Source organism: Bariatricus sp. HCP28S3_F11, from assembly GCF_052065395.1.
In the GTDB taxonomy this organism is placed as follows: domain Bacteria; phylum Bacillota; class Clostridia; order Lachnospirales; family Lachnospiraceae; genus Allocoprococcus.
In genome coordinates, this window is record NZ_JBQHUC010000030.1 from 1 (window position 1) to 24,209 (window position 24,209).

Annotated in this window: 20 protein-coding genes and 1 tRNA gene; 2 read left to right on the top strand and 19 right to left on the bottom strand. The window is 45.3% G+C overall.

The features are described 5' to 3' along the window. Positions 1-140: 140 nt before the first annotated feature. Positions 141-1,469: a proline reductase-associated electron transfer protein PrdC gene (gene prdC / locus ACTNBR_RS12525; protein WP_427806663.1), complete on the bottom strand. Its 1,329-nt coding sequence runs from the start codon at positions 1,467-1,469 to the stop codon at positions 141-143. Positions 1,470-1,586: 117 nt separating this feature from the next. Next, positions 1,587-1,684, bottom strand: a tRNA-Sec gene (locus tag ACTNBR_RS12530). Between the two features lie 369 nt (positions 1,685-2,053). On the opposite strand from ACTNBR_RS12530, the gene ACTNBR_RS12535 reads away from it, so the two are divergent. After that, complete coding sequence (locus tag ACTNBR_RS12535) at positions 2,054-3,091, top strand: proline racemase family protein (protein WP_427818791.1); 1,038 nt, start codon at positions 2,054-2,056, stop codon at positions 3,089-3,091. A 16-nt stretch (positions 3,092-3,107) separates the two neighbouring features. After that, positions 3,108-3,695 carry a TetR/AcrR family transcriptional regulator gene (locus tag ACTNBR_RS12540; RefSeq protein WP_427806661.1) on the top strand — a complete coding sequence of 196 codons (588 nt, stop codon included), beginning with the start codon at positions 3,108-3,110 and terminating at the stop codon, positions 3,693-3,695. A 68-nt stretch (positions 3,696-3,763) separates the two neighbouring features. On the opposite strand, the gene ACTNBR_RS12545 is transcribed toward ACTNBR_RS12540, so the two are convergent. The 17 genes from ACTNBR_RS12545 to ACTNBR_RS12625 all read right to left on the bottom strand — a co-directional run bounded on the left by ACTNBR_RS12545 (position 3,764) and on the right by ACTNBR_RS12625 (position 24,085). Further along, positions 3,764-4,963, bottom strand: a complete 1,200-nt coding sequence (locus ACTNBR_RS12545) for a Wadjet anti-phage system protein JetD domain-containing protein (protein WP_427806660.1) — start codon at positions 4,961-4,963, stop codon at positions 3,764-3,766. A gap of 12 nt (positions 4,964-4,975) precedes the next feature. After that, positions 4,976-8,338, bottom strand: a complete 3,363-nt coding sequence (locus ACTNBR_RS12550; RefSeq protein ID WP_441018534.1) for an ATP-binding protein — start codon at positions 8,336-8,338, stop codon at positions 4,976-4,978. Continuing rightward, positions 8,280-8,933, bottom strand: coding sequence for a DUF4194 domain-containing protein (locus ACTNBR_RS12555; protein WP_441018532.1), 654 nt, complete (start codon positions 8,931-8,933; stop codon positions 8,280-8,282). Before ACTNBR_RS12555 ends, ACTNBR_RS12550 begins: the two co-directional genes overlap by 59 nt. A 42-nt stretch (positions 8,934-8,975) precedes the next feature. Next, on the bottom strand, positions 8,976-10,337 hold the full coding sequence (locus ACTNBR_RS12560) for a Wadjet anti-phage system protein JetA family protein (protein WP_427806657.1): 1,362 nt from the start codon (positions 10,335-10,337) through the stop codon (positions 8,976-8,978). Between the two features lie 159 nt (positions 10,338-10,496). After that, positions 10,497-10,733: a DUF3343 domain-containing protein gene (locus ACTNBR_RS12565; RefSeq protein ID WP_427806656.1), complete on the bottom strand. Its 237-nt coding sequence runs from the start codon at positions 10,731-10,733 to the stop codon at positions 10,497-10,499. Then, entirely contained in the window at positions 10,733-10,936 is a 204-nt protein-coding gene (locus ACTNBR_RS12570) for a sulfurtransferase TusA family protein (RefSeq protein ID WP_427806654.1), read from the bottom strand. The genes ACTNBR_RS12565 and ACTNBR_RS12570 overlap by 1 nt, the downstream gene beginning before the upstream one ends. A gap of 60 nt (positions 10,937-10,996) precedes the next feature. Then, a complete protein-coding gene (yedE, locus tag ACTNBR_RS12575; RefSeq protein ID WP_427806652.1) occupies positions 10,997-12,100 on the bottom strand; it encodes a YedE family putative selenium transporter in 1,104 nt (367 codons plus the stop codon). A 39-nt stretch (positions 12,101-12,139) separates the two neighbouring features. Next, positions 12,140-13,279 (bottom strand): aminotransferase class V-fold PLP-dependent enzyme, encoded by a 1,140-nt coding sequence (locus ACTNBR_RS12580; RefSeq protein WP_427806651.1) that lies wholly within the window; start codon positions 13,277-13,279, stop codon positions 12,140-12,142. A 179-nt stretch (positions 13,280-13,458) separates the two neighbouring features. Further along, positions 13,459-14,361 (bottom strand): selenium metabolism-associated LysR family transcriptional regulator, encoded by a 903-nt coding sequence (locus ACTNBR_RS12585; RefSeq protein ID WP_427806650.1) that lies wholly within the window; start codon positions 14,359-14,361, stop codon positions 13,459-13,461. After that, complete coding sequence (gene selB / locus ACTNBR_RS12590) at positions 14,358-16,274, bottom strand: selenocysteine-specific translation elongation factor (protein WP_441018530.1); 1,917 nt, start codon at positions 16,272-16,274, stop codon at positions 14,358-14,360. The genes ACTNBR_RS12585 and selB overlap by 4 nt, the downstream gene beginning before the upstream one ends. Next, a complete protein-coding gene (gene selA / locus ACTNBR_RS12595) occupies positions 16,271-17,665 on the bottom strand; it encodes an L-seryl-tRNA(Sec) selenium transferase (protein ID WP_427806648.1) in 1,395 nt (464 codons plus the stop codon). The genes selB and selA overlap by 4 nt, the downstream gene beginning before the upstream one ends. A gap of 92 nt (positions 17,666-17,757) precedes the next feature. Beyond that, a complete protein-coding gene (gene selD / locus ACTNBR_RS12600; RefSeq protein ID WP_427806647.1) occupies positions 17,758-18,798 on the bottom strand; it encodes a selenide, water dikinase SelD in 1,041 nt (346 codons plus the stop codon). Between the two features lie 41 nt (positions 18,799-18,839). Continuing rightward, on the bottom strand, positions 18,840-19,445 hold the full coding sequence (gene yedF / locus ACTNBR_RS12605; RefSeq protein WP_427806646.1) for a sulfurtransferase-like selenium metabolism protein YedF: 606 nt from the start codon (positions 19,443-19,445) through the stop codon (positions 18,840-18,842). A gap of 747 nt (positions 19,446-20,192) precedes the next feature. Continuing rightward, positions 20,193-21,053: a class I SAM-dependent methyltransferase gene (locus ACTNBR_RS12610; protein WP_441018528.1), complete on the bottom strand. Its 861-nt coding sequence runs from the start codon at positions 21,051-21,053 to the stop codon at positions 20,193-20,195. A 280-nt stretch (positions 21,054-21,333) separates the two neighbouring features. Then, entirely contained in the window at positions 21,334-22,098 is a 765-nt protein-coding gene (locus ACTNBR_RS12615; RefSeq protein ID WP_427806644.1) for a hypothetical protein, read from the bottom strand. A gap of 14 nt (positions 22,099-22,112) precedes the next feature. Then, entirely contained in the window at positions 22,113-22,823 is a 711-nt protein-coding gene (locus ACTNBR_RS12620) for a DUF5058 family protein (RefSeq protein ID WP_427806643.1), read from the bottom strand. Positions 22,824-22,858: 35 nt separating this feature from the next. Continuing rightward, positions 22,859-24,085, bottom strand: coding sequence for a M20 metallopeptidase family protein (locus tag ACTNBR_RS12625; RefSeq protein ID WP_427806641.1), 1,227 nt, complete (start codon positions 24,083-24,085; stop codon positions 22,859-22,861). Positions 24,086-24,209 lie beyond the last annotated feature (124 nt).

Here is a 24,209-nt window from a genome sequence, read left to right on the forward strand (position 1 = left end):
GCAGCGCCCTGAGCCCCCGGAGGGCCTTCCGTCTTATATATTTGCAATTTTCAAGGTTCGTTTGAGCCTGTTTTTTTCGGCCCAGTTTTTCATAGATTACTTGACACTACCTTACTTGTCCTATTATCTCATTCCGCGGCCTATTTGCCGTCCGGAAGTTGTTCTACCTGTTTCGATACCCGCAGATATCTGTAAAGCGGATGCCCGATCGTCCTCATTACATGATCCGTCTGGTGGAATACTTTCAATCCCATCTTCGGAGCAGATCCCATTACTGTATTGGAACAGTCAGAGCAGTTTCCTATGATAATGTATTCACATCCGTCTTTCTTAAACTGAATGTTATTCTTTGCCTGTCCCGGACAATTACCGGGGCGTTCGCACTTCAATGGTGCTCCCGGTTTATTCTCAATCGCCTGTTTACATCTTGCGACAGACGCAACTACACCATTCATCTTAGCACAAATATCACGCATTCTTTCTTCACTTCCTCCGCAGGCACATACCAATAAACCTACTTTTGCTCCGTGAAGATCCGGAAAATCAATCGTAACAATGATTCCTCCGGTTGTCTTGGTGATTGGTTCTTCTTCAGTAGTGGCCTTTCCGGTAAATGGTCCTCCCATAATAATTTCCCCATAAAGGCCATCAATACCGCCAGCCCTCTCAATCAGATCACCAACACTCGTTCCTACAGGAACATCCATAAAAACATGTGGTTCATTTCCACCATTAATCTTACCAATCACAGTAAGATTCTTTGAAAAGCAAGGCTTTCTTTCATCAATTGCTTCCGATACCCTTGCCAGCGTCTCTACATTGCAGACGATCGCATTTGCCGCTGAGGGCAGCTGAGTCGTTTGAAGTTCAATTCCCAGACACTCTCTTACAACCGCACGTTCTTCTCCCATCGGATAGATATCCGGAAGCAGATGAATCGTAATCGCGTCCTCATCTTTCAGTGCTTCGCGCAGTCTTGCAACAGCTTTCTCATTCTTCTTTTTAATTGCAAAGATTGCTTTTGCCGCATTTGAAATTTCCATGCAGTGTTTTACGCCGCGGATGACTTTCTCGCAATCTTCTTCAAGCTGCTGAATATTGTGCCTCAGTCCAGGCTCACATTCTGCCGCATTCACCAGAATATATCCACCCTTCAGGTCAGTTCCCAATTTCACACCTGTCGGAAATCCAGCTCCGCCCATACCAACTACGCCCGCTGATTTCACCATATCCAGCTTGCTGCCTTCCTGGATCGGAACAAATTCATCTTTCTGAACTTCATCAGGCCTGATAATGATCCGATCTTCCTTCACTTCCTCAACCACGCCATACGCACTCGAGAAAATATTTGCGCCAAGGCCCGTCGGTGTCGCGATCAAGGTGCCTTTTTCAACTCTGTCACCAGCCTTTACCACCGCCGCGCAGGGTGCCCCAACATGCTGACGCAGTAAAATTTGTAAGTTTCCCATGACCCTTCTCCCTTTCACTTATAAATATTTTCTATATATAATATGAAAAGCGAACGTATAAAAATACGATCGCTTACTTTACAGGTGTCATCTTAAGTCGGAAAGCCAATCTTTTCTTGGCGAGGGCATGTGGGAATCGAACCCACCCAGGACGCTCTTAACGCCCCACACTAGTTTTGAAGACTAGGAGGCACACCAGTTACCCATCTACCCCCATATTATTTCCGGCTTTCTAACTGTACCACAGTTTATTTCATTTTTCAACATTTATTTCGTTTTTTATTGTAGCAAATTTCTATTGACTTTTCAAGGCTTTTCGTAGATAATATTTTCAGAAACTGTACTTCATACTAGAATCAAGTCTAGACAACATTTATTTCACAGCGGAATGCTTAATGCCGCACAGGTTTTGTCGTCCATTTTATTACATAATACATAATAATATTTAGCAGACTGCAGAAATATATTTCCAAAGGCTGCTCTATATTCTATTTATCATTTTGGTTTCTACTACTATGCTGCCCGCTTTATGCTGACAGCTTATAGATTATTTCTATAACTTACTTTAAGGAGGGAATTGGGAAATGGAAATCCATCCAAAGCTTAACCTTGACGCTTTTGAAGCGTCTTTTCATGCAATTGATACTCATACAGTGGGGGAATTTACGCGTATCATCATGTCCGGTTTTCCGGAGCTGAAAGGTGACACCATGATCGAACGCAAGAATTTTCTTGCAGAGAATTATGATCAATACCGCCGTGCCTTGATGTTCGAACCACGTGGACACCATGATATGTTCGGAGCTCTTTTAACAGAGCCGGTGCATCCGGAAGCTGATTTCGGAGTAATCTTTATGGATACAGGCGAATATTTAAACATGTGCGGACATGGCACGATTGGATCTGTAACCGCAATTATCGAAACGGGGCTTGTCCCGGCCGTAGAACCATATACGGAAGTCGTTCTGGATGCTCCTGCCGGAATCATTCGCACCAAGGCCGAAGTAAAGAACGGAAAAGTTTTGAACGTTACTTTAACGAATGTGCCTGCTTTCCTTTATAAGGAGAATCTGACTACCACCGTAGACGGAAGGGAAGTAAAATATGACATTGCTTTCGGCGGAAGTTTCTTCGCCCTCGTAGACGCTGAGCAATTCGGTTGGACTGTTGATCCGGATTCTATTCCAAAGCTTACCGATTTCGGTATCCATATGTTGGAACAGGTCAACAAAGAAGTAGAAATCAAACATCCAGAATTGGATATCACAACAGTAGACCTTGTAGAAATGTACTGTTCAACCGACACTCCTGGCTGTAATAAACGCAACGTTGTTATTTTCGGCGACCATATGGCAGATCGTTCTCCGTGCGGAACAGGAACAAGTGCTAAACTGGCGACCTTATACAAAAGAGGCGAAATCGGGATCGGAGAACCTTTCGTATATGAAAGCTTTATCGGCTCCCAATTTAAAGGCGTCATCCTGAAAGAAGCAAAAGTCGGAGAATTTGATGCAGTTATTCCTCAGATTACCGGAAGCGCCTACCTGACCGGCGATGCAACTTATGTGATCGACCCGGACGACCCACTGAAATACGGCTTTAAAGTCGGAAGCAAACGTTAGGAAGTGAGGTTATTTAATGCCTAAGAAACGCCGTTCCACAAAAAGCAAAATTGTAAAAGCTGCGTGGACTCTTTTTCACAAAAACGGATACGAGCAAACAACAGTAGATGAAATCATTGCCGCCTCCAAGACTTCGAAGGGTACATTTTATCATTATTTCAAAGGAAAAGAAGCATTGCTTAACACGCTCTCATACCTTTTTGATGATAAATATGAGGAGCTTGCAGGAATCGTCGATCCTGACTTATCAGCCTACGACAAATTGCTGTTTTTCAATCATGAACTGTTCTATATGATTGAAACTACAATTGATGTGAATCTGCTCGCATCTTTATATTCTTCACAATTGATTACCAAGGACAAGCGATCTCTCCTGGAAAGTGACCGTTATTATTTCACTTGGCTTACCGATACGATTTCCGGCGCGATCGAATCCGGTGAATTCAAAAACACCAGCACTCCGCAGGAGTTGTTGAAGATATACGCAATGTACGAAAGAGCTTTACTCTACGATTGGGCACTTTGCAAAGGGAATTACTCTCTGACCGAATATAGTGACAAATTATTGCCGCATGTTCTGGATCAGTTTGTGGAAGGATTTTAAGCATAATAATGGGCAGCATCCCGAAAAGATGCTGCCCTTGCTTATTTTTTCTTCATTTGCGTTATCCTTTATACGATCAAAAAACTCTCCTGTTCAATCCCCATTCCGGTTTCAATCATTTTGTCAATCAATTCCTGCAAATCAGGGATCTCTGTTTTCTGCAATTTTGCCATTGTTTCCTTACTGATCGGCTCTGCAAAAGAGGCATATTTTTCAAACGTCTCCACATCCATCTTCAGCGGCTGTACGTCCGGAAGAATCTGCTTCTTAATATACTCATAAATTTTCACTCCGCCATAGTCCAGATCTCCGCTGTGAAAATACTCCACCGGCTTCCCATTCAGCGCTCTTCTAAGCTTTTTCAGGAATTCTCTGTCCAGAGGTGAGAAATATCCGTGACTGAATACATACAATGTGTCCGGCTGATACGGCATCGACACATAATTTGCTTTATTTTCAATTGTCACCACTTTTTTCAGTCCCGGCTGATCCAGCTCTACTACAGCATGCTTCAGCGTCTGGCTGTTCAGTACAGTGCCATAAACAAAGTCAGAAAGATCCACTCGCTTTGCCTCTGAACCGCGCCATATTTTAAGTTTCAGTGGTCCTTTCACTGCCAGTTCCTGGGAATATTCCTCAATCATAAGCTGTTCCAATACCGTAGAAGAATCCATGTCTTCTGTAATGGTATCGCAGTATTTTCTTGCCACACTGATTACATGTCTTTCAAGTTCACGTTCAAACATCTTGGAATCTTTCAGATACTGTTTACTAAAAATTCGTTTCAATACCGGTTCTTCCAGACTATCGATCCCCCGAAAAGCCGCAAGCGACATTTCCAGCTTCTCCACCTCTTTCGGGAACTCACCTTTACCCAGACGTGCTCTCAGACTCTCAAAATATTGTTCAATCCATTCTTTCTGGAAACCTTCCGAAAGTTCTTCCTCAATTTTTCTTGTATAATAATTCACACGCGCCTGTTTCGGCCAATACTCTTCCCCACTTTCGCTGTCCGCAAGCCGGTAGAATTGCGAAAGTTTTTCAACTCGATATGCAATCAATTCAATATCACTGTCCGGTATCACCCACTTTTTAATTGTAAGAAGGCCTGCCGCCTCCAGTTTTCTCGCCTCATCGATCAGTTCTTGCTTCCCGCAGAGGTCATAATCCTCCTGGGTGATCCTCAGTGTTCTGCCGCCGGTTGCTCCCTCGCGCCAGTCACGACTGCTGTGTTCACATTTCTCAATAATCTTTTTTACAAGATACATACGTTTTCCCCTTTATTCCTCAACATCCGCAAGCTGCGAAAATTCCGTTTTTTCAAATTCCTGAATCGAAATATGACGCTTGTTCGGATTTGCATATACAAATGTTTTATCTACATTTTCCAGATAGTTCTGAATCTTATCATTGGTCGCACTGATAATTGCCTGGAATCCCAGCCCCCTTATCAGAGAGATGCAGCTTGCCACTTTCTCCGCATCCATCTTCGAGAACGCCTCATCCAAAACAACCAGCCGCAGCGTCGGACGTCTCTGCACTTTCGGCGACAGATTGATTCTGTAAACCTGGGCAAAGCTTGCCAGCAGCGCCACATACAGCGGATTTTGTCCCTCTCCTCCGGAATTTTTCTTGATCATCTTCCCGAGACCGATGGTCATATTTTTCTCCCCTTGCACGATCTGCTGCATATCAAAAGAAAGATATGTCCGGTAATCCGCATATTTTTCCATGTTCTTTCTGGCTTCATCCAGCTCTTCCCTCGTCGCATTCTCCGGTGGAATAAAGATATTGATCAATTCATTCATCATCTCTCCATATTCCTCTTCATGCTCCATTGTAAACATATTAAGCTGGTTATCCATCGTATTACCAAGATCAGCCGGATTGATCTGCAGAGCGTCATCCATGAACATCTTATAATATTTTCCATCCGCTCCTTTATTCCGTGTGATCACAAACTGATACTTATCCTTTCCGAAATCCAGTCCGCTTATGATCCGGTTCAGCTCATCTCTTCGCTGGTAAGCCTCCCGGATTGCGCTGCGGATTTTGAAAATAAAGTCATCTTTAAAATGTTCCACGGCCGAGCGAGCCTGTTCCTTTGCCGACTCACGGTATTTCTCCAAGTCATCACACTGAAGGCTGTCCAGCAGTTTGTCATAGTCTGAATTTTCTTTGACACTGGTGGAAAAAGTTCGATTCGGATATCGTCTAATATAAACGCTTCTCCTGTCTACCAGCCTCTGATAAGCATCGTCCATTGCATTTTTTAATTCACCAAGCCCCTTGGCAACCTGGCTTTTCAGATACTCATAATTCACCGATTTTCTTGCTTCCAGGAACTTACGGAACACTTCCTCATACTCTGTATTCTCTTGAAAATCTTTTCTGAATTCTGCCAGTTCTTCCTCCGAATCGACAATCTGATCTTTCAACATCTCGATCTTATCACAGCATTTTTCCGCCTGCACTTCGGCAGCAACTACTTGCTTCTTCTTTTCCTCTTTCCGATTTGCGAGTTCCTCCATCTGCCTTTCCAGGGCTTCTACTGAATCCTCCCGAAGCTTTTTCATCTGCTCAGTCAGCTGCTCTTTACGGCGTTCTTTTTCAGGAATCATTCTGGCATCCTGAATCTGTGCCATATAGTCTTCTTCCGGCTGTATCAGGCTTTCCAGATCCAACAGTTTCCGAATTTCCTCAAGCTGATCCTGCAAGGGCAAACGCTCTTCCTGAAGCTTATTACATCGTTCTTCAAGCTGTCGGATTCTTTGTCTGAGACTCGTCTCACCAATGTATGCACGCCTGGTATAATTCTCGGGATTGATATGCTGCAACCGGTAACTATGATACAGCATACAGTCCGGAGTCACTCCGATGCGCTGATTTCTGAGTTCCTCTATATTCTCACATTTCATCACATTTCCAAGGAAGAAACGGATGTATTCCCGGACATAGGATTCCTTTGCGATCACTTCCTCTGCCAGAGCCCCCGGACGCACCTCGTGCTTTTCCTCCAATACTTTTTCTGTGTCCAGCACGGCAGCACGATAGTATTTCTTCTTATCCATCTTCTGATAGATTTCCATCGCTGTCTTCGCATACTCCGGCTCAACAACGAGAAGCAATTTGTTACCTCCCATATAACCTTCTACCGCGTTGTGCCATCGCTCATCACGGATATCCAGAAGATCCGCAAGAATCTTCACATTTACGAAGGTACCGGTTCTTTTATAAATCTGATTCTGCAGTTCGATCCTGGCCGCTTCCAGCTCCTTTGGATACGCTTTTCGTCCTTGTTTCAGCTCCTTTAATTCCTCACGTGATTCCTTCTCTTCCTTCTTGATTCGCCGAAGTTCTCCATCAATTTCCCGGCGCTCTTCTTCCAGTTCATTTCTCATCTGAGCCAGCGCATTTTTAAGTCTCTTGAGTTCTCCAAAAGTGATACCGCCGGATGCAAATCGGTCAATATCCCAGATTGTCTGGTTAGAAGTCATCTCCTTTGTCTTCCACTCCTTCAGCCGGTTAGCAGTCTGCGTCCATCTTGCTTTGCTTCCACCCAACCGTTCCAGAGCCTCATTAAGCCCTGCAAGTTCCGTCTCAAGCATTTTATACCCACTGTTATTGAGCCGAATCAAGAGTTCATCATATTCTTGCTGAAATGCCTTCTCTTCCGTTTCCAGCATTGCCTTTTGCTCCAGGAATTCACGATTATCCTGAGAAAGGCTCTGAATTCGATCTCGTTTCTCCTGAACCTCTGCCTCACGACGCATCATTTCCAGTCTCTGAAGCTGGTATTCTCCAAGCTGTACCTTCTCTCTTCTCTCATCAAAATACCGATACATCTCTCCTATTTCTTTGAGACATGTTATTTCTTCAAGCGTCTCTTCAATCCGTTTCCGCATCCTGCCGTACTGCATAACGCTTTCCTGCATATCTTCAATATGAATATCCTGCTCCATACAGATATATTCCTTCACGAAATCTTCCAGCTTGATATTCATTTTAAAAGGGATTGCCCGTTTAAACAATCTGGGAAATTTCTCCATATCCAGTCCACCCAGGTACACATCATAGAGTTGCCTTCGGAACCGCTCATTGCTCGGCCCGCAGTAATATCCCTCCTGTGGAAACGACCGCTGCAGGTATTCTCTGACTTCCATAGTCGTAAGACATCTTTTGTCTGCCCGATAATGATTCTCAAGAAGTCCTCCTGTATGCCAGAAAAACAGTCTTCCGATTTCATTCGTCGCAGTTTCCACGTCAAACACAACGCCAACACATTGTTTTTCCTTTGTGTTTGTCTGTTCAAGCTCCAGCACGATTGTACTGGAAAAATTGGAATTTCGCAAATATTGTGCTTCATTATTTTCACTGATATTGACCATACCCCTCAGGTACTCAATCAGTGAACGATCTGAATCATCGGCTGCAGCCTTGTTGAAAAAACCTCTGCCATCCGTGTTAGCATAGAGCACAATCTGCAGTGCATCAATCACGGTCGATTTTCCGCTCCCCGAATGTCCGGTAAAGAAATTGATTCCCTCGCTGAGTGACAGTATTTTTCTGTCTATATAATGCCAGTTATTCAGGCAGATCTTCGAGAGTGCCTTGAACGGCTGCTGTTTCTCCTTCTTTTCCAAAATGTTCCTCCTCACTGAACGTCTCCAATAATTCTCTGATGTCGTCTCCTGCAAGCACTGCATGAATACTCGGATAAATGACAATCCGGGTACTTTCATTTAGTTCTTCCAGAAGATCCAGCGGTTCAATCAACTGATATTTTTTCAAAAGTGCAATCGTCCTGCGCATCTCCGTAGCTGACGGGATGCTCTGAAGTACTCTGAACTCTCCTGCTTTGCCGTTCACGGCACCCAGCGTCGTCACGATCTGACTGCTTGTGGACACATTCTGCATCTGCTCATCATAGATCAGCTTTAGTACCAGTATATAGATACTTGCAAGTCTCGGAAGTTTTTCGCCCCAGAGCGTCTCTCCCTGAATATACAGCATACCTATATTGTTGTTTTCATAAAGTGTGATTCCCGCCACTCTAAAATATTCTTTCAGAAACGGCAGATGCTTCATCGCAGTCCGGTACTCTTTCCCATACTGAAGCCTGCCCGTCCGTTTGTCGTATTTCCGCTCCAAAAGGAAGGTCTGCCTGAAAAGAGTCTGAACCACTTCTGTGATTGCTTCCTGCTCCTCCTGTGTGAGCTGTTCATAATAATCAATCATTCATTTCTCCCATCTTCATGATGTATTACAGACACCAACTTGTTAAACCTGTCTTTTTACAAATTTCAATGCCGGATAGCGATAACCGTTTTTCTCCACCATCCTTACATCCTCTTCCAGCACCATATACTTGCTGTTCCTTCGTGTGCTGAGATCATACGCAAGAATCAGTTTTTCAAATTCATCTTCTTCCCGCATAGGAAGGGACAGCGCATCCATAACGCCTTCCCGTATATTCTCCTCTATAAAATCTTCTATCTGTCTTCGGCTGTACCGATGCTGAATCCGGTTCAACTTCAGCACATCTTCCTTGTCCAGATCCTCCGTGGTCTCCTCTGGCTGCATCTGACTGATAAAGTCTTTCCTTCCTTTACGCCGCTTATAAAGTGATTTCTCCGAAACAATCTCCAGAAGTGAAAGATTCATCTTTGCACCGGTCTTCTGTACAATTTGCTCATAATCCGCTGCATCTCCCATGCGGTTCAGCAACTGCACCACAAGCCCTTTGGTGTCCGTTTCTCCACTTAACAGATAATTAAGTCTTGTCACGGTTGCGCGCACATATTTCGTGTGTTCCTTATCCATATTGGCAATACGGTGCTCAATATCATCAAATCCCCGTTCAATCTGATCCAGAAGTTCCAGAACATCCTCCTTCGTATCTCCCATCGCCCTGGAACGCTCCCGAACCGTTTCGATCCATTCTTCATTTTCCCGCATATCGCGCAGGCACTTCTTGATATCCATTTTGTAAATATAAAAATTATCGGAAGTCTTCAGTATATGGTATTTGCGCCTCACGATTTCTTCCACATACCCATCTAGATGCTCTTTCAGAAGATCTCCGTAAAATCGCTGATCCAGAAGTCTCTCAAAAAACTTGTCCATATTATGCAGCATATCCTGCAGTGCTTTGTTCAGCCGCCGGGTATTGATCAGCGCCGTGCGCAGCATATTCAGATTCACCCTGGGATCATTCCGGAAGGAAAATAAAGTCGCGTATACATTCTGGATATAGATTTCCGTCTCCTCCATATCTTCAGAGCTGAGACGTTCGAACGCATCGATGAAAACCGCCGAATAATCCGGTATCACAATATTCGTCGCCAATGTATGATAATCTTCAATCTTTTTCAGCCATCCCGTTCTGATCAGCCAATTCAGCATACGAAGTGACGGTGTTTCCAGCATATCAAACTCCGTCTCATTTTCTTCACGCACCAGTCGGAGCTGCTTCTTTGCATACATATCTCCAAGCACCTGTACGCACACTTCTTTCGTGAGGAAATAATTACTGTACTGGTATTCTTCATTAATAACCAGAAGGGCTTCCATATAAGCCTCCCGGTTCACGGAACGGAACAGACTCCAGAACGAATCCGGGATTTCAAAACGCAACTGCATATCCGCACTCCAATCAAATAAATGTTCTCTTTTATTCTATCACATATCGCGCCCCTGCACCACGCAAATTTCAAATGTATAACTCAAAAAATGATCCCCCGGATCATTTTCTCATATAAACGGCAACATAAAAAAGACTGCGCTTACGCGCAATCTTTTTTATACCATGCATTCATGCATCTCTTCTTCTTCGATTCCAACACTTGACATGATCTCTTTCAGTGCATCCCTGTGTTCCAGTCCGGCACACCATGCAAGCCCACAGCCTGCTGAGATCTCCCGCGGCACCGGAATCAGTCTTCCGTCCGCATTCTTTGCCTTACAGGCTTTCTCCATCGCCATGGCATCTGCCGTAGTGTGGAATGTCACGACCAGTTTTAACTCTTTCTTTCTCATTATTCGATCACAATTTCGAATTCGGAGCCTTTCTCTGTCGTTGTTGCTTTTTTTCCGTGGTCCTTTGCAAACTTTTCTACGTTCGTTCTCTGATGCGGTTCACTGACCAGCACTTTGATTGGACCCTTCGCATCTTTTAATGCTTCCGCTGTCATCATAAGCGGTTCCGGGCAGGAAAGTCCTCTTGCATCTACTTCCTTCATATTATTTTACCTTCTTTCTTAGAATAGCATATTATTTTGTTAATATCTACCCTTTGCTTTTTATTTTGTCTTTGCAGTCTCTCTCTTGTTTGTGAATGCAATCACGAAACAAACAATGATGCAGATAATGCAAGCCACTTTACCGTTTGTTGTAACAGCTCCTGCAACCAGTTCTTTTGTCTCCGGGTTCAGGGATGTTCCGCTGGATGCCAGACCGAAGTTATGGCAAAGAGCTGCTCCAAAGAACAGACCCAGAACGGTAACTGCCGCATCGGAAGAGCCCTGTCCTGCAAGGATCAGCTGACGAAGCGGGCATCCTCCTGCCAGTACTGCAGCAAATCCTACTGCATACATACCAAGAATATTCCACAGATGCTGAGAATGTGCAATGATTCCCGGTGTATTGAATCCAAGAACAAATCTTCCTGTTGCCACATTAAAGATCAACATAACTACAAATAAGCTTCCAATTACGGTAAACAGATCAAAATTCTTCATAAGCACGATATCACGGATACTTCCTGCAAAACACATTCTGGATTTCTGTGCAACTGCTCCAAAAATGAGTCCGCCAACCAGCGACAGAATCAGCGGTGCATGGATACTTCCCGGACCAGCTTCACTTGCCTTCAAAAGTGATGTGCATGTTGCAAGAATCAGGATTCCAACCATGATGACCGGAAGCACTGCTCCGCTTGTTTTGTTCGTCTCATGAGACCGTCCAAGACTGAACCCTTTCTTCAGTGCAAATGCACCGGTCGATACACCCAGAACAAATCCGATCAGTGCTACCCATGCATTCAGATCACCTGCTGACATACGGATAATCATACGAAGCGGACATCCCAGGAAAATCAGGGAACCGATCATAATAATCATACCCAGTACGAAACGAATCATCGGTGATGAACCTGCTGTAGAACGATATTCCTTCGTTGCCACAGAGATAATAAAAGCGCCCAGTACAAGTCCGATGATCTCCGGTCTTGCGTACTGCACAACTTCTGCCTGATGCATTCCCAGAGAACCTGCCATATCACGTACGAAGCAGGCAATACAAAATGCCATGTTTGCAGGGTTCCCGAAAAATGCAAGACATGCCGCTACAAGTCCGCAGATCACACCCGCAATCGCGAGTTTCTTTTTTGAATCTGATAAATTCATGTTACTTCCTCCTTATGCCTTTTACTCTCTTCTTCAGAGTTACTCTTCGGCAGCCATTTCTTTCACTGCCTGAATGGCTGTATTTAATTCTTCATCCGTGTTGTAATGCGAAAAGCTGAATCTCACCGCACCCTGTTCTACCGTCCCCAGTGCCTCATGCATAAGCGGTGCACAGTGTCCTCCGGCTCTTGTAGATATTCCATATGTCATAAGAAGCTCATCACTCACTTCTGAAGAATCATAATCTCCGATATTCAGCGTCACGATCGCACATCGCTCCCGCGTACTGAAATCTCCGTAAACTTTTACTCCGGGGATGTCCTTCACCCCTTCGTAAAATCTCCACATCAGATCCTGCTCTCTCTCTCTGATCGTATCAATTCCTGTCTCCATCAGATATTCCACTGCCGCATCCAGACCGGCGATCCCGTGTCCGTTCAGTGTTCCGGCTTCCAGAGCAGTCGGCATCTCAGAAGGATGCTTTTTATTATAAGTCTGCACCCCGCTTCCGCCACATAACAGAGGACGGACTGTCAGTCCTTCTCTCACATAGATCCCACCTGTTCCCTGCGGTCCTAAAAGTCCTTTATGACCGGTAAAACACAAAATATCGATCCCCATCTCCTGCACATCGATCGGAAATACCCCCGCCGTCTGAGATGCATCTACGATAAACAAAAATCCATGTTTCTTCGCAATCTCGCCTACTCGCTTCACATCCACAAGGTTTCCTGTCAGATTTGAACCATGTGTACACACGATTGCTTTGGTGTTTTCCTTGATCGCCTTCTCAAAATCCTCATAATCCAGCGTCCCCTGCGGATTGCTTTTCAGAATGGTAAGCTCCGTTCCCTTTTCCTGCAGTTCATACAGAGGGCGAAGTACTGAATTGTGTTCCAGCATCGTTGTGATCACATGATCTCCCGGATTCAGGACCCCCTTCAGCGCTATATTCAGACTTTCCGTTGAATTCATCGTAAATGCAATCTGTTTCGGATTTTCCGCATGAAAAAAACAAGCCAGCTTCTCTCTGGCATCATAAATCGTTCGCGCCGCGCCGAGTGATGCTGCATGTGCGCCTCTGCCCGCATTCCCCATAGAGCACATTGCCGCTGCCACCGCATCGATTACCTGTTGCGGTTTCTGCATCGTCGTCGCCGCATTATCCATATATATCATATGTACCTTCCTCCAATTTCCTTTTCAAGTACAGCTTGTATCTTCCCAAATGATACCTATGTATTTTTTCCCGTACAATTTGACTATCTCTAGTATAGCCTTTATTCCCGCTTTCGTCTAATCGAAAAGTACAATAAATAAGCCCATTTATAGTTTTTATCTATAAACAGGCTCATTTCTTATATGTTATACATCTCTTTCACGACACGAATAAAACGTTCCGCAGAATTAGAAAGCTGGTAATTCTTGTTATAGACCAGATTCAGATCTCTTCCATCATCTTTACTCGAAAGCGGGAAATCCAGCACTTGCCCGGATTCAATCACATCCTGCACCGCAAGCCGCGATATCATAGTAATACCTATTCCGCTTTTAACTGATTTCTTAATAGCTTCCGAATTCTCAATGCTTGCTACAACATTCAGTTTCTCCACATCAATTCCGGCACGGCGAAGCTGCTTTTCCGCTTCTTTCCGCGTTCCTGATCCCTCTTCCCTCATGATGATCGCTTCATTTGCAATCCAGTCAATTGTCGTTTCTTCTTCCTTGATACGCTGGTATTTTTCATTATTTGGCATAATAATCACCAGATCATCTTTGTAAAACGGTATGTATTTACAATACTTTTTCTCAAGAACGGTTCCCGTAAACCCAATATCCACAATATGTCCGGCAACCTTTTCCACAACTTTTGCACTGTCCGTTTCCATCACACGAAACTGTTCTTTCGGATATCTGGAACTGAATTCTGCCAGAATATCCGGCAAAAGATACTGTGCGGGAATCGTTGATGTCGCAATCGTAATACACTGAACATCTTTTTTCGTTTCTGTTGAAAAAATCTCGGTAATCTTATTCTGCAATTCAACCATCTGCCGGGCATACTCATAAAGTACCTTGCCCTGCTCTGACAGAATAACCTCTTTTGTATTTCTCACAAACAATCTGACGTTCAGTTCTCTTTCCAGGGAGGAAATATGTGCACTTATGGTAGGCTGAGTCAAAAACAGAGACTTTGCCGCCTTTGAGAAGCTGCCTCCCTCTGCCACCTTCACAAATGCCTCCAATTGTTTTAGATTCATAAGTATGCTACCCTTTCACTTTCTGCTCCGGTCTTCTTTGTAACCTTAATGCTGTCCATATATTCGAGTATCGGCTTGGCACTTTTTCGGCTCGTGGAGAACATATCTCTTACCTGTGCGATCGTAATCACATCCTCATTCTCCAAATGCTTGCGAATCTTCTCCTCTGCCTCATCCATCAGATACTTCATCGTAAACATTTCTTCATTGATCCGCACAACCCGTTCTTCATCTACAAGTAACAGAAGAACATCCTCCGCGGTTTCCCTCGGGATTGTTCCGAGATCAATTTCCGAAAATCTCACGAAATCAAATCCTGCCTTTTCAAAAGCATCGACCAGAGTCTTTTCCGTCTTCAGGAACATTGCGTCTTTCGACACTTCAAATTCTGCCAGATGCAGGTATTCGTCCTTGCGTCCGATCTGATTTTGTGCCACAAGCTGCTCGATATAAGCATCAAACACGATCGGTTTCACCTTTTTCAGATAGGTGTTATGGATCTCAGCTTTCTTCATACCATAACGGTAAGGATATCTCTTATGATAAGCCTCAAGCGCCTCCTGTATCTTCTGGCGCAATGCATATTCACTGTCTCTGTGCCAGAGATATACATCTTTCTTCATCGCAAAGACATGAACAATTCCTTCTTCTTTCAATTCTTCCAGGTATTCCTGAAGTTCATCCACAGAATGTGCCATAATCTTCGCAAGTTCAGCCATCGTAATCATTGTATCTGCATGCTGTTTGATATGCAGCTCCATAACATCTGCAAGCGAACCGGATTCTTTCTTCTTTAATTCTTCAATTGCTTTCTCATCGAATCGTTTCTTTCTCACCGGATTCGGCTCCAGCACCACGCCGCCTCCAATGGTCTCCATCGGCGAATAGAAACGCACCACAAATCGGTCGCCTCTCTTCAGCGCGATTTCTTCTTCCAGACGCAGCTGCACCAGTCCGCTTTCTCCCGGCCCGATTTCTTCCTTATCCAGCAGCACGGCACGACAGAGGATCTCGCTGGTCCCCGTATACAGATGCAGTCTTTCATGATTCGTCACAATTCGCATAGAATCCGGCAATACCGATAATTTAACATCCAGCAGATCCGTGTTCTTCATACTGTTCTTCGGAGCGATCACGCAGCCTCTGTGAATCTCTTTCTTCTTGATATTGGAAAGATTAATCGCTACCCTCTGCCCGGCATAGCACTTATCCTTGTCCTGTCCGTGTACCTGGATGCTCCGGATCTTGCACTCTTTCCCGATCGGATACATTTCGAGTACATCCTCTTTGGAAATTGTTCCGGAAATCAAGGTTCCCGTGATGATCGTTCCAAAACCGGAAAGTGTAAACACACGGTCGATCGGAAGTCTCGGGATCGTCTGCGTATCTTTCTCTTCCACCTCATCCGCCATCACCCGAATGATCGTATCGGTCAGTTCTTCGAGCCCCTGTCCGGTCGCTGCTGAAACACGTACCACCGGCGCATCTTCCAGAAATGTTCCTTTCAATTCTTCCTGTATTTCCTCTTCAACCAACTCCAGCCATTCCTCGTCCACCAGATCACATTTATTGAGGACGAGAATGCTTTTCTTAATTCCCAGAAGTCCCAGAATGTCCATATGTTCCCTTGTCTGCGGCATGATTCCTTCATCCGCCGCCACAACCAGCATGACGAGATCCATTCCCACAACTCCGGCAACCATGTTATTGATAAACTTCTCGTGGCCCGGAACATCAATGATTCCTACCCGGTCACCATTTTTCAAATCGAACCAGGTAAATCCCAGATCGATCGTAATTCCACGACGCTGTTCTTCTTCCCAACGATCCGTATTTCGCCCGGTCAGAGCCTTGATCAATGTTGTCTTCCCGTGGTCAATGTGACCTGCGGTTCCTATGATGATATTTTTCATAACAGCTCTCCCAGCATTTCTGTAATCTTCTTAAACCAACGTGTTTCTATGGTTCTGACATCCAGATAAATCGTATCATTCGCCGTTCTCGGGATGATAGGCACCTCCAGATGTCTCATTTTTTCTTCTAACTGCGGCACACTCATTTTTTCAGGCTTTATCGTAACCGCCATACTTGGGATCCGCTCCAGAGGGAGTGATCCTCCTCCAATCTGTGACTCGCATTTTTCAAGTCCAAATTCCGCCGCAAGACCTGCTCGTCTCAACATCCTTTTCAGGTTCTGGGCGCGATGTGCCACTTCTTCTTCGGTCTCCGTGATCATACGAAGAACCGGAATATTCTGAATTGCTTTTTCCTCAGATAAATATTCTTGAAGAACGAGTTCCAGCACCGTCGCCGTAAATTTATCGATACGCAGTGCACGTGTAAGCTGGTTCTTCTTCATCTGATCAATATATTTCTTCTTACCGATAATAATTCCTGCCTGTGGCCCTCCCAGCAGCTTGTCTCCGCTGAAACATACCACATCTGCTCCTTTGCGGATGGAATCCTGAACCGTCGGCTCATAAGTCAGTCCATATTTGCTCAGGTCGATCAGCACGCCGCTTCCCAAATCCTCAATAATAGGAAGGTCGTGTTCCTTTGCCAGCGGAACCAGATCATCGATCGTGACCGTATCGGTAAAGCCTACGATCCGGTAATTACTGGTATGTACTTTAAGGAGCGCTTTTGTATTTTCAGTAATCGCTTCTTCATAATCGGAATAATGTGTCTTATTGGTCGTTCCGACCTCTACCAGAGATGCGCCGCTTTGTTCCATCACATCCGGAATACGGAACTTTCCGCCGATTTCCACCAGCTCTCCTCTGGATACAATAACTTCGCCGCCTTTTGCCATAGAACTCAAAATCAGCATCACTGCGGCTGCATTATTATTGACGGCCATTGCCGCCTCAGCTCCCGTGAGTTTACACAGAAGCTTCTCAAAATGGGAATATCTCTCTCCCCGCTTCCCGGCCTCCAGATTATACTCCAGATTGGAATAGCCGGTGACAATATCAGCCAGTTTTGATACATGCTCCTGACTGATTGGTGCACGTCCCAGATTCGTATGCAGAATCGTACCGGTTCCGTTAATCACCATGCGCATGTTCGGTGTATGGAGTCTCTCCACATGCCTTACGATCTGCTGCGGCAGATCCTGAATCTGCCGCACAATCTTCTCTTCTTCTTCACATGCCCCGATAAATGCTCTCAGGGCCTCCATCTCCTCCCGGATTGCTTCCATGACAGTCTCTCTTCCGTACTGTTCGATCAAAAGCTGAATGATCTCCATTTCCAGAAGCACATCCACTTTCGGGATATTACGATATAATTGATTCTTGTTCATCTTCTTCCACTTCCAAATACTTTATTATCTTTCAGGCAGCGCCCGGCATTTGCTCTGCCGGGCGTATATTGTCCTGCATAAATGCTCTGTTATCAGTGCAGACGTATAAGCTTGTCACTCTTCTCTTCCACTGTTCCTATGATAGAAACCTTCGTTTCCATGTGTTTCTTCTCAAATGTCTCCATGATTACTTCCACATACTGCGGTTCCACACTGAGCAGAAGTCCGCCGGAGGTCTGTGGATCATAAAGCAGATCAATAAAATGTTCCTCTACGTTTCCCATATCCACTTTCATCTGGGAATATCCACGATTCTTATAGGCTCCCGCCGGAACCAGTCCCATCTTGGCGTAGGCGATCGCCTCGTCAAAATATGCGATATCGTGGACATTCAGATTGAACGTCACTTCACTGGCTTCTGCCATCTCCACACAATGTCCCAGAAGACCAAAACCTGTAATGTCTGTACATGCATTTACCGGATATCCATCTACCACTTCCTTGGCTTTTTTGTTCAGCGAAGACATAACCATTTCCACTTCACGAATCGCCTTGTCGGAGGCCATCTGCGCCTTGATCGCCGTATTAACGATTCCGCTGCCTACCTGTTTGGTTAGAATCAGAACATCTCCCGGTTTACATCCGTAATTTTTGAAAATGCGCTGCGGGTGAACAAAGCCGGACACGCAGAGTCCATACTGAGGTTCGTCATTCTGAATCGTGTGACCTCCCACCAGAACAGCTCCTGCTTCTTTCACTTTGTCAGCTCCACCTGCCAGGATATCCCCCAAAATAGACGGGTCAAGGCAATTCGGGAAACCAACAATATTCAGAGCCACTTTAGGCTCTCCTCCCATGGCATATACGTCACTGAGAGAATTGGCCGCTGCGATCTGTCCAAACATGTACGGATCGTCAACGATCGGTGTAAAGAAATCCACCGTCTGAATCATTGCGATGTCATCTGTCACTTTGTAGATTGCCGCATCATCAGATGTCTCGATACCAACCAGAAGGTTGTCATCGTGAAATTTCGGAAGCTTACCCAGAACCTGGGCAAGGGTCTCCGGACCTATTTTAGCGGCTCATCCCGCGGTTTTTGCCAATTGCGTCAATTTGATATCCTTACTCATTTTCCCATTCTCCTAAAGTTTGTTATTTTGCCGTGAACCATCTACGGTCTGATGATTCTTCCAGCCTCGGCCATAGCTTCTACGATCGCATACATATTGGTCACAGAGCCAACGGCCAGTTTTTCTTTCAAATGGTAGTAATCCAGACATGTACCACAGGTCAGGATCTCTACCCCCTGTGCCTCGAGAGACTTCAGATCTTCCAAAGAATCAGAACCTTCTGCAGTCAATGTAGCACCGCCATTGTAGAACAGCATCTTCTTCGGCAGTGTATCAAGCTGGGTTACTGCGAAAATAAATCCCTTGATCAATACTTTTCCAAGTTCATCATTGCCGGATCCCATACGGTCAGAAGAAACAACCACGATCGTGTCACCCTTTCTGTCCGGAGTGCAGACAGCTTCTTCAGCCTCCGCACTTGCCGGTGCTCCCTGCATTTTGATCGTAACCTTGAATTCTTTTTCTCCAAGCTTCTCAGAGCTTACTTCTCCGCCCTGTGCAGCTGCCATCTTCGTTACATTCTGAACAGCGATCTCATTATCTACCAGAACTTCGATCGTCTCCGGGCCGGTCAGCGCCTGCATTGCTTTTTTTGTCTTAATAACTGGAATCGGGCAGTTATCACCCATTGCGTTTACTGTAATCATTTGTCGATTACCTTCCTTTCTTTTGATGTTTTATGTCAAAATTCCCTTCTTCTCATTTATAGATACATTCTATCACTGAACTATACAAAGGTAAACTGTTATTTTTGAAATTTTATGAGGAAGGGGGTTCAAGGGGGACGCCTTTGTCCATGTGGGGTGGGTTCCCGGACTCGCTCTCGCTCGGGGGAAAACGCAGCGGTACTAAGCTTGCAGGGCGCCGCTTTCTGCGGCTGCTGCAAGCAAGTGCCGGCGTTTTCCACGGTCCGGGAACCCACCCCGCATGGACGAAGGCTGTGCGCTTGAACGAGAGCCGGGGAGTAAAATTCCAAAGGGGAGGGAATGTGATAAATTGTAGGGGTGTGAAAGACGTGCCTTTGAGTGGCTCCTACTTTGTAGGAGCCACTCTCGGCACTTGATATTGTATTGTTAGGGCTTTTGTTTTTTGTTTGTGACTGATTCTTGTGTTGTGGGTGCGAATAGTCAGCGGGATTGTCTCTGTGTGTGTAGCGGAGGTTAAGTGGAGCGTTCCGAAGATACATGCCGAAGATGTTAGGCGGCGGGAGGGGAGCTGCTTTCAGCGACCCTTCCGGCACCTTACATATTCGTGCATGAGCTGAGGTAGAGCGCAACGTCGTAGCTACACACATGGAGACAAGCACGCGTCCCTATTCCACCCGCCACTCCCCGTGCATGAGCTGAGGTAAAGCGCAACGTCGCAGCTACACACATAGGGACAATCCCGCGTCCCTATTGCGCCTCCCACCTTCCACTTGCTCCACAGGGGAGGACGAGTCCATTCGATGTTACGGGCAGTCCGATTTCCTGGGAATCGACGTGACCGTTGTATTTTTTCAGTTCTGTTGCGAGCATGTAAGTCAGGACTGCAGGCGCAAGTCCGGTGGTGTAGGAGTTGATGAGGAAGAAGAGGGGATCATCCGACAGGATCTGTGTACAGAGTTTGATCAGGGGATGGATGGCATCTTCTATTTTCCAGATTTCTCCTTTGGGTCCCCGGCCGTAAGAGGGGGGATCCATGATGATCGCGTCGTAGTGATTGCCGCGGCGGATCTCGCGTTCTACAAATTTCATACAGTCGTCCACCAGCCAGCGGATCGGAGCATCTGCGAGTCCTGAGGACACGGCATTTTCTTTGGCCCAGGTCACCATGCCTTTGGAGGCATCTACGTGTGTCACCTGTGCACCGGCTGCAGCCGCCGCGAGTGTGGCGCCGCCTGTATAGGCGAAGAGATTCAGCACTTTTACAGGACGTCCTGCATTGCGGATCTTATCAGAGAACCATTCCCAGTTCGTCGCCTGTTCCGGGAACAGTCCGGTGTGTTTGAAATTGAAAGGCTTCAGGTTAAAGGTCAGATCTTTATAATGAATCTGCCACTGCTCCGGGAGATCGAAGAACTCCCATTCTCCACCGCCTTTTTTGCTGCGGTGATAGTGCGCATTCCGGTTCTTCCATCCTTTCTGTGTCTTCGGGGTATCCCAGATCACCTGCGGATCCGGGCGCACAAGGAGATACTGCCCCCACCTTTCCAATTTCTCCCCGTTGGAAGAATCAATCACTTCATAGTCTTCCCATCCATCTGCAACCCACATATGATTATTTCCTTTCTGTATCTGATATTTGTTCCGCATGAATCACTCATCCGTAAACATTCATTATTACTTTGTCACTATCTTTTTAGTATATCGAAAAAGTGCTTCCAGTACAAGCACAAATCTCCTCATTAACCAAAGGCCTTATCACCAGAGGTCTCTTACTGCAGAGCTGCCTCCTATCTCAAAGCAAAAAGAGATGTATGCCTCATCGTTATACACACAACGGGGCACACACCTCTATTTCGTTTTCTGTACTATCTTTTCAGACAGCCGGAATTTATTTCTCTTTCTTTACCATAGCCGGGTTATCCTCTACAGTAATAACGCCTTTCTTCCAAAGGATACGTGATGTAATGATTGCGATCGGAAGCATTGCAATGATCAGGAATCCGATTGCTCCGAACAGAGATCCGCCGGATGTAATTCTTACGAGCAGTGAAAGGAGTGTTACGATAACAAGTACCGGAATAACGCCCTTTGTACCGCCTTTTACGATCTTGCTTCCTGAACTGCTGCTTGAGAACAGACCCAGAGTCAAAGAACCGAACAGAGCCGGAATGATATATCCGGAAGCCGTCTTGATCTGCGGGATTTCGAAAATGAAACCAATCTGTGAGCTCAGCAGAGCTGCAAGTGCCAGGATAACAATTGTCATGATAGATGAAGCGGCTACTGCTACAGATGCAACAGCATCACCTTCCGGTGTATTCTGCTCTGTCTCTGTCAGCTTGATTGCATTGATAGCAACCGGAAGTTTCAGGTTCATGATATTACCGGTAATGAATGTCAGATAAGATGAACTTCCCAAAATCGGGGTATAACTAATTGCTTCTGAAATACCAACCGGAATATAAATAAGCAGGATACTGATCGTTGAAACATTGATAACATCACCGAATGACGGCATTGCATCGTAAACTGTCAGCACAACAAATGGAAGTGCTGTCATATAGATCAAAGCGATGACCGTTCCGAGACGTCCGATTTTGTGAGACCATGCCTGAAACGGATCCATTACTACACTGTTTTTCTCTTTACTCATAATAACTTCCTCCTCTATTTAAAGATGCTGGTCCACAGTACGGATGATGCCATACCACCGATCATTGAGAACGCCATGATAAAGTCGTTCAGCCATTTCAGACCCGGTTTCGCAGCCAGGACACCAAGAACAACAGCGATAATAAGACCGGTAACCATAACTAACGCCTGAATTGTATCACCGATCAGAAGAACCGGAACATAAACTGAGAACAGACATAACATAAAGCATCCGCTCAGAACGTATTTCCATGTGCTTGCATTTTCACTCTTGGAAACACTCATACATAACTTCTTTCCTAACGGAATTAATACGAAGAATCCACTCAGCATACCGATCGTCATAAGGATCATAACAACACCGAACTGGCTTCCTGTTGCCTGTTCCAGCATCTGTGAACTTGTCTCAAATCCGATTGCAGAAGCAACGCTGCTTGAGATCAGAGTCTCATAAGACAGTGAACCGACAACGGAAAGTCTCCACCATGACCATACAGTTCCGAGAACCGGGATCAGTGCAAACAGACCTACAACGATTGATAAACTTGGTACAATTGAGAAAACAAGGCTTGATTTGATAACTTTGCTCAATGCCTCTTTTGAAATTCCCATTTCAAGGCAGCGTGCATACGCTTTCTTTAAATACAGCAGCGAAAATGCTACAATGTACAGCAAACCGATTATAATCATAATCAGCAGCAATGGGCTAGTAATAATTTCTTTCATACGTCTTCTCTCCCTTTCCTTTTTTGAATCTTTGGTTATTTGTGTTCTTCCAGCCATCTCATGGCTGCATATGCATAAACGGCACTTCCCTGGGCAAGTACGGCATCATCGAATTTTACCATCGGATGATGTTGTGGATATTTGTACCCCTTGCTCGGTTCACCTGCCGCAAGTGCAAGCATAATTGAAGGTACTTCATGGCTTACATAAGCGAAATCCTCAGAACCTGCTGATTTGGATCCGCTTCCGCCACCGGACATCGCTGCAAGCTGTCCTGTTGTAAATGCTTTCGTCGGTCCAAGAAGTTCTCTCATATAAGTAGCAGTTGCTTCTGAGAGCTCATAGTCATTCTTAAGAACCGGACATCCCTTACCGAAATCTACCACCGCAGAAGCACGGAAACTTGCCGCTACGCCTTCTGAGATTTCCTGAATTCTCTGCTTGATAAAGGCTCTTACTTCTTCATCGTATGTACGGATCGTACCACTCATCATCACGGTATCCGGAATGACATTTGCCGCCTGGCCTGCATGAATCGTTCCGATCGTCAGAACCGCTTCATCTACCAGTGCAAGTTCTCTTGCATGAATCTCCTGCAAAGCAGTGATGATATGTGCTGCAACCGTGATCGGATCCACACCATTATTCGGCATGGAGCCATGGCATCCTTTTCCCTGAACACGGATCTCAAAACAATCCGCACCCGGTGCACTGATTCCTCCGTCGCTTACAACAACAGAACCGGCCGGGAACGGCACACCTGCCATAACATGAATCATCAATGCCGCATCAACATGCGGATTCTCCAGAACACCTGCCTGAATCATGTCATGGGATCCGGCAGAAATCTCTTCTGCCGGCTGGAACATAAGTTTAACAGTTCCTTCGATCTCATCTTCATGAGCTTTCAGAAGCTTAGCTGCGCCAAGCATCATCGTTGCGTGCATATCGTGACCGCAGGCATGCATATTCTCTGTCTCTGATGCAAAGTCTACCCCCGATTCCTCATGCATCGGCAGAGCATCCATATCACCACGGATCAAGAATACTTTTCCCGGTTTTTTACCACCTGCAGTAACAACCACGCCAGCTTTTCCACAATCTTTCGGTTCATATCCCATTGCGGTAAGCTCAGCTTTTACAAAGGCTACAGTCTCTTTCAAATCAAAGCCGAGCTCAGCATGTCTGTGAAGATAATGTCTCTTCTCAACAAGCTCCTGCTCATGCCCCTGAGCCTCTTGTAATAAAAGTTCACCGTTCATAAAACCCCTCCTTGATTTTTCTCCTTGTCATTTAAGGAACATTAAAGGAACACTTTATGTATGGGATTATACACCCGATTTATAAAAATTGCAAATATATTTATAAATATTGCCTATATTTTGT